The organism is Acidiphilium sp., assembly GCF_049977125.1.
Taxonomy (GTDB): domain Bacteria; phylum Pseudomonadota; class Alphaproteobacteria; order Acetobacterales; family Acetobacteraceae; genus Acidiphilium.
In genome coordinates this window covers 28,550-34,774 of record NZ_JBMFGY010000018.1, presented here as the reverse complement: position 1 = coordinate 34,774, position 6,225 = coordinate 28,550, and the positions used below count along the sequence as shown (strand labels likewise).

Here is a 6,225-nt window from a genome sequence, read left to right as displayed (position 1 = left end):
GCGATCGGAATATCGCACCGGGTTCCAGCGATCGTTCGGCGATCGCGTCGTTGGTTGACATCAGCATCTCCTTACGGGACGTTAATTGTGGTTCGCGAAATCAAATTATACAGCAGACGTAACGATTTCGGCCTGAAACGCCGATGACAGCGGTGGGGTCTGCTCAACCGTACGGTCGCCGCCGCATCGCGTTTAGGTTGCATCGATCCGTCCGGATCGTGTAAACCCTGTCATATCGGTTGTTTTACCGGGGCAGGATACCCATTCGCCTAAGAGCGCCGAGCTGCCCGGCGTGGAGATGAAGCGATGTCACGGACCGCCGCGATTGCCTGAAACGGGCATCAGCCATGAACGTCCACCCGCCAGATCGGTCGAGCCTGTTGAGGGTCTGGTGCGCGGTGGCTCCGCGCCGCGACCGGACCGGTCGGGCGCGGGGATCGGGGCGGCGCGTGGTTTTCTGAAGGCTGTGGCGCTGGGCATCGCGTTCTGGATCGTGGTGGCGCTTGTGGTCGTCTGGCTGGTCAGATAGGCGCCGTGGCGGTCACGCCCGCGCCCGAAACGCCGCCTGCGGTTCGACCGGATAGGCGATCGTCGCGGCGATGTGGATGGCAAGATCGCGTCGCCCCGCGAGGAGTTCGATGGGGATCACCGCGCGCCCGTCGGTCCAGCGGCCATCGGGTTCGGGATCGTGCCAGCCCTGCGTGAGTGCCGGGTGATCGAGCGGGATCGCTTGGTCGCCGATCGTGATGTGGCCGATCTTGATGCCGAGGCGACGCCTGTCGCGCGGGTCGGGCGCGATTTCGCCAGGGATCGCGGCACGGCTGGCGATGACCACGCCGTCATGGCGGTGCAACAGGCGCAGCGCCGGGTCATCGGTGGTGGCGATCGCCGCGCGGCGCAGCAATCGGGCGCGGACGGCTTCGACCACCGGCCCGGCTTCGACGAAGGGGGCGCATCCCTCGGCTTCCCGTCGCGCCTGATCGAACAGCGGATGGAGCATGATCGGCGCGCCGTCATCGTCGAACAGGGCGCGGTTGCCGGTGTCGAGATAGGATTCCGCCGGAGCGCCTTCGGCGCAAAGAATGGCGTGGGTGGCGAGTTCGATATGGTGGTACGTGACCTTGCGCGGCGTGACGCTGCGGATCGAGGCGCCGTTGACGAGCGCTTTGGCTGGAATCAGATGGTCATCGAGCAACAACGCATGGTCGGGCGAGAGCAGCAGCGGACGATGCGGCACGCCATCGGCGATCGCGCCCGGCGCGAAACGGATCGGCGCGACACGTTCGGGATGGGGGTGGCGGGTCAGATCGATCGTTCTGGTGCCGATCCAGATTATCGGCGCGAGGGTGCCGTCACCACAGATGATCGGATCGCCGATCGCCAGGTGCTCGACGGCGACCTCGCCGTCGAGGGTCATGATCCGGGTGCCGCTGGCAAAGCAGTTGACCGGCAGCAATTGGCTCCAGACCGCCTGTTGCGCGGCGTTGAGGCTGCCGTTGGCGTTCAGCGTGCCGTCCGGCGCTTCGCCGGGCAGATAACCCCAGACCCACCAGTCACCGGGGATCGGTTGCTGGTGGCCGCTGAACGCCGGCCCTCCCTGGGCGGCGTCCTGCCCGTTCATGTAAGCCGTCAGCGTGGCGGCCCAGGCCTGGGAATTGGCGGAGACCATGCTGCTGCCCATCTCGCCGATCCAGACCGGGGCGGTATTGGTGGTTTCGAGATAGCCCCAGGCCTGGTTCATCCTGGTCACGGCGGCAGCACCGGAATCGACCGTCATGCCGGAGATTTCGGTCGGATATTCATGCACCGAATAGACCACCTTGTTCGGGATGTTCAGGACCACCGGGTCCTTCGCCGCGACGCTCAGATCCCCCTCGGGCGCGATGCCGGTGCCGGCGAAGTCGTTGCCATAGTTCTGCGGCCCCTCCGCGATGATCAGTGCGCCGGGATCGACCGCCTGAATCGCGTCGCCCACGGTCTGATACATCGCGTGGATGTCGGTCGGTCCGCCGACCACGCCGTTGTTGGTGCCGGTCGCGGTATATTGGCCCCAGGTGATGCCGGTCGGTCCGGCGGAGCCGTACATCAGGGGTTCGTTGTCGAGATCGAACCCGATCACGGTGGAATTTCCGGCGAAGGCCTTGGCGACCGTGACCCAGTCGGCCTGGAATTGCGCCTGGGTGACGGTGCCGGGCACGCCGACGCCATTGGTGTTGTTGGTGCCGGGGCCTAAATCATACCACAATCCGTTCTGCTGCTGCGCGCCGTAACCATCGCCGGCGGTGCCGGCTTCGTCGGTATGGTGGTCCAGGATCACCTTCATGCCGACCGCACCCGCCGCGGCCACGATCTGTTCGATGGTGTTGAGGTTGATCGAATCGACCGGGTTGGCCTGAAACAGCGTGGCATCGACCCAGTCGAGGCGGATCGTGTTGAACCCCGCCGCCGCCATGGCTGCGACGGTCGCCGGGATGTTCGAGAAATTCTGGTTCCATCCGACGCTCGCGATCCGCACATCGGCACCCGCTGCATCGACGATCTGGTTGCCGTTGGTGCTCAGATAACCCGAGGGCAGCAAATCGGACGCCTTGGTTGCGGCGATTTCCGAGGCTCGAACCGCGAGACCGGCATTGAGTCCGTTCAATTCAGATGATTGCATGATGCCTTACCGTTTCGTTTCCGGATTGTGTTAAGTTCAATAAACACAACCTTTGCTTGCATAGTGACGAAAAGGTATCAATATCAATTTTTATTAAGGGTATTTAATCCAATAAGGTTATTTTGAATCAGAGACTTGTCCATAAATATGGACTATTCAGGCCGCAATTCATGCCCGCTCGCGGCCATCGGACGGGCCACGCTTCGCTGAATGTTAGATCAGGTCTGGGGATCGTTGCGGATGACGTCCGCTGGACGGGCTTGGGTGACCGAAACGCGTTGGATCACGCGCGGGTTGGAGCGTTAGAGCGATATGCGATTATGTTGCCGTTGCCGCGTCAATGCGCCGGAATGATGCTCGATGTCGTGCCGTTGGAATTGACCTGGTAGTTGACGCTCGCGCTGGTCGCGATGAATTGCTGGAAATACTGATTGTAGTAGCCGTAGGCGCGGGCGATGGCGGTGCGGGGGACGAAAATTTCATCGGCCCGCTCGAGGGGAACATTCGCCGCAGGGTCGCGCCCGGATTGCAGGGCTGCGAATTTGGTGCCGAAAAACTGCTGGGTGCCGTTTGGCAGATGGCGCAGGATAAAGATGTCGTCTGGATTGGCGCCGGGCTTCAGGCCACCAGCCACGGCGATCGCCTGCGCCAAGCGGGGTATGGCGCCGTCGAACTGATAAACGCCGGGATGATCGACCGCGCCGAGAATATAGACCGGCTCCGGCGCGGATTTCGCCACCACGACCGAGATGATCGGATGTTTCAGAACTTTCCGATAATCCCGTTGCAGGGCGGCATCGAGCTGCGGCAATGTCAGACCCGCGGCCAGCTGCCGGGTCACGACACTGGTCGAAATACTGCCATCGGGCAGGACTGTCGCTGTCTCGTCCAGCTCGGCATCGATCGGCAGCCGGATGGCAAGCTGGTCGCCGACCGCGATCCGGTAAGGCGGTGCGATCATGGCGGATGCGATAGGAGCGGCGGCGGGCAGAACGGCGGGCGCCTGTGGCATCGGCGGCAGTTGGGCACAACCGCCCAAACTGGCCAGCGCGATCATCGACGCACGCCGGATCGAACGGGCCGGCAGGGTCATCAGGTCAGACGTCATTGGTGATTCCCGTCACAGAAGGGGCACGAAGGTGAAGAGGGGCGGACCGCGCGATGCCCGGCGCGGGGACCGGCGCCGACGGCTTCAGACGTCATGCGCGCAGGGAATTCCAGCAGAGGCCGCAACATGGGACAGCCAGTTGCGGTAGAACTGCACCGCGTCATCCTGCCAGGGTCGCGCGTCCGGCGGGTCAGCCGCGTGCAGCGGCAGTGCCGCCATCATCGCCGGGTCGCGGTCGCGCTTCGCCTGGCGCCGGAAGGCCCGCAGCGCCGCCCGGGTCGCGGTATCGAAACAGCCGGAAGGGATGGTTGGATACCGATGCGTTTCGCCGCAGAGATAGCGCCGCACGTCCCGCCGGTACTCGCCAGGCAGGCTGAGGGGCTCGTATTCCGGATGGCCTTGCAGAAACACACAACCCGGCGCGTCCTGATGCACGAACCGATCGACGCCGGCCCGCGCTGAGGCGGTCAGCACACGATAGCCTGACGCGGTCAGCGCCGCCTCATCGAGCGTGTTCCAGCGCGAATGAGGCACCCTGATGCGCCCGCGCATGCCCCTGGTCATGGCGTGCTCGGCGCGCAGCGCGAACGACAGGACACCGTGGCATTTCTGCGGGAGGCGGCGCCGCGCGATGCCGCTCAGATGCAGCACCGCCACATGGGTGGCGAGGCAGGAGAACACCACCGGGATGCGACGGTCGATCGCGCGATCGATGACCCGCGTGAGGGCTGGATAAAAGGCTTCCTGATGGAGCGCATCGGCCGCGGGTTCGGCGCCGGTGATGATCAACCCATCGGGTGACGCCTCGTCGAGCGCTGCCAGCGCGCGGTAGTCCCTTCCCGCTTCGGCCGATGGCGGATCGGCGATCGAGTAGCCGGTGACAATCGCCGCCAGAGGCGATGCTGCGGCGATCATCGCCCGAAACTGCCGATCGCTGTCACGAAAGCCGCTGCCACGCATGTTGTTGATCAGGCCGATGCTCAAGGGGCGCGATGCGGTTTGCCGCGCGATCGGCCGGGCGGTGGCGACCAGCGGCCTGGGCGGGAGGGGTCGCGCGGTCTGGATATCGGGCAACGTCAGGCTGCCGAGGCGCGGGCCGGCGGCACCGCACCGGTCGCTCGTGATACCGTCGCGACACCGGCGGCGACTTCCAGCGCCTGATCGAGATCGGCGATGATATCGTCGATATGCTCGATACCGATGCTGAGGCGGATCATTTCCGGGCTGACGCCGGTGCGCGCGAGTTCCGCGGCGTTGAGCTGGCGATGCGTGGTGGAGGCCGGATGCGTGGCGAGGGATTTCGCATCACCGAGATTGACCAGGCGCTTGAACAGCATCAGCGCATCGAAGAAGCGGCGCCCGACATCGAAACCGCCTTTCACGCCGAAGGTCATCAGGGAACAGAAATTGCCATCGAGATAACGCAGACCCAGCGCGTGATAGGGATTGTCGGGAAAGCCGGCGTAATTGACCCAGGCGACCCGCGGATCCTCACGCAGGAACGCTGCGACGCGCCGCGCGTTCGACACGTGCCGCTCGATCCGCAGCGGCAGGGTTTCCAATCCTTGCAACAGCAGAAAGGCGCTCAGCGGCGCAAGGGTTGCGCCGCCGTTGCGCAGACAGACGCTGCGGCAATGCGCGACGAACGCCGCGGCGCCGAACTGCTCGGTAAACACCACGTCGTGATAGGCAGTTTCGGGTGACGTCAGCATGGCGAATTTTTCGGGATGCGCCGACCAGTCGAACCGGCCCGCATCGATGATCGCACCGCCCATGGTGGTGCCGTGCCCGCCGATGAATTTGGTCATGGAATGGACCACGACATCGGCGCCATGCTCGATCGGGCGCAACAGCATCGGCGTTGCGACCGTATTATCGACGATCAGGGGGACGCCGTGACGATGCGCGACCTCGGCAAGAGCGGCGATGTCCGAGATATTGCCAGCGGGATTGCCAACGCTTTCGCAATAGACCGCACGGGTGTTGGCATCGATCAGCGCCGCCACGGCGGCCGGCGAATCCTCGCGGGCCAGCCGCACCTCGACCCCCTGGCGGTGAAAGACATGGGCGAACAAGGTGTAGGTCGCGCCATAGAGTTGCGGGTAGGTTACGATATTGGTTCCAACCTCGGTGAGGTTCTGGATCGCGTATTGGATCGCCGCCATCCCCGAGCCCGTGGTGAGCGCCGCGACCCCGCCTTCGAGAGCGGCGAGGCGTTGCTCGAGCACATCGTTGGTCGGGTTGCTCAACCGGCAGTAGATATTGCCCGGAACCGTCAGGTCGAACAACGCGGCGCCATGGTCGGCGCTGTCAAACGCATAGGCTGCGGTCTGATAGATCGGTACCGCGACGGCCTTGGTGGTCGGATCGGTCACATACCCGGCGTGGATCGCGATGGTTTCACGCCGCATGTGACGGCTCAATCCGATCGGCGAGGTCGTTCATCAAATGGGTCATC

Annotated in this window: 5 protein-coding genes; 1 reads left to right on the top strand and 4 read right to left on the bottom strand. The window is 64.3% G+C overall.

From position 1 onward, the window contains the following. Window positions 1-325 precede the first annotated feature (325 nt). Window positions 326-529 (top strand): hypothetical protein, encoded by a 204-nt coding sequence (locus ACP5E6_RS05065; RefSeq protein WP_427952457.1) that lies wholly within the window; start codon window positions 326-328, stop codon window positions 527-529. A 12-nt stretch (window positions 530-541) separates the two neighbouring features. Here ACP5E6_RS05065 and ACP5E6_RS05060 read toward each other — a convergent pair whose 3' ends face one another. The 4 genes from ACP5E6_RS05060 to ACP5E6_RS05045 all read right to left on the bottom strand — a co-directional run bounded on the left by ACP5E6_RS05060 (window position 542) and on the right by ACP5E6_RS05045 (window position 6,178). Beyond that, complete coding sequence (locus ACP5E6_RS05060; RefSeq protein ID WP_427952455.1) at window positions 542-2,659, bottom strand: Hint domain-containing protein; 2,118 nt, start codon at window positions 2,657-2,659, stop codon at window positions 542-544. Between the two features lie 337 nt (window positions 2,660-2,996). Beyond that, window positions 2,997-3,767, bottom strand: a complete 771-nt coding sequence (locus tag ACP5E6_RS05055; protein ID WP_427952453.1) for a polysaccharide biosynthesis/export family protein — start codon at window positions 3,765-3,767, stop codon at window positions 2,997-2,999. A gap of 84 nt (window positions 3,768-3,851) precedes the next feature. Beyond that, a complete protein-coding gene (locus ACP5E6_RS05050; RefSeq protein WP_427952451.1) occupies window positions 3,852-4,841 on the bottom strand; it encodes a homoserine O-acetyltransferase/O-succinyltransferase family protein in 990 nt (329 codons plus the stop codon). Window positions 4,842-4,843: 2 nt separating this feature from the next. Next, entirely contained in the window at window positions 4,844-6,178 is a 1,335-nt protein-coding gene (locus tag ACP5E6_RS05045) for an O-acetylhomoserine aminocarboxypropyltransferase/cysteine synthase family protein (RefSeq protein ID WP_427952449.1), read from the bottom strand. Window positions 6,179-6,225: the final 47 nt, after the last annotated feature.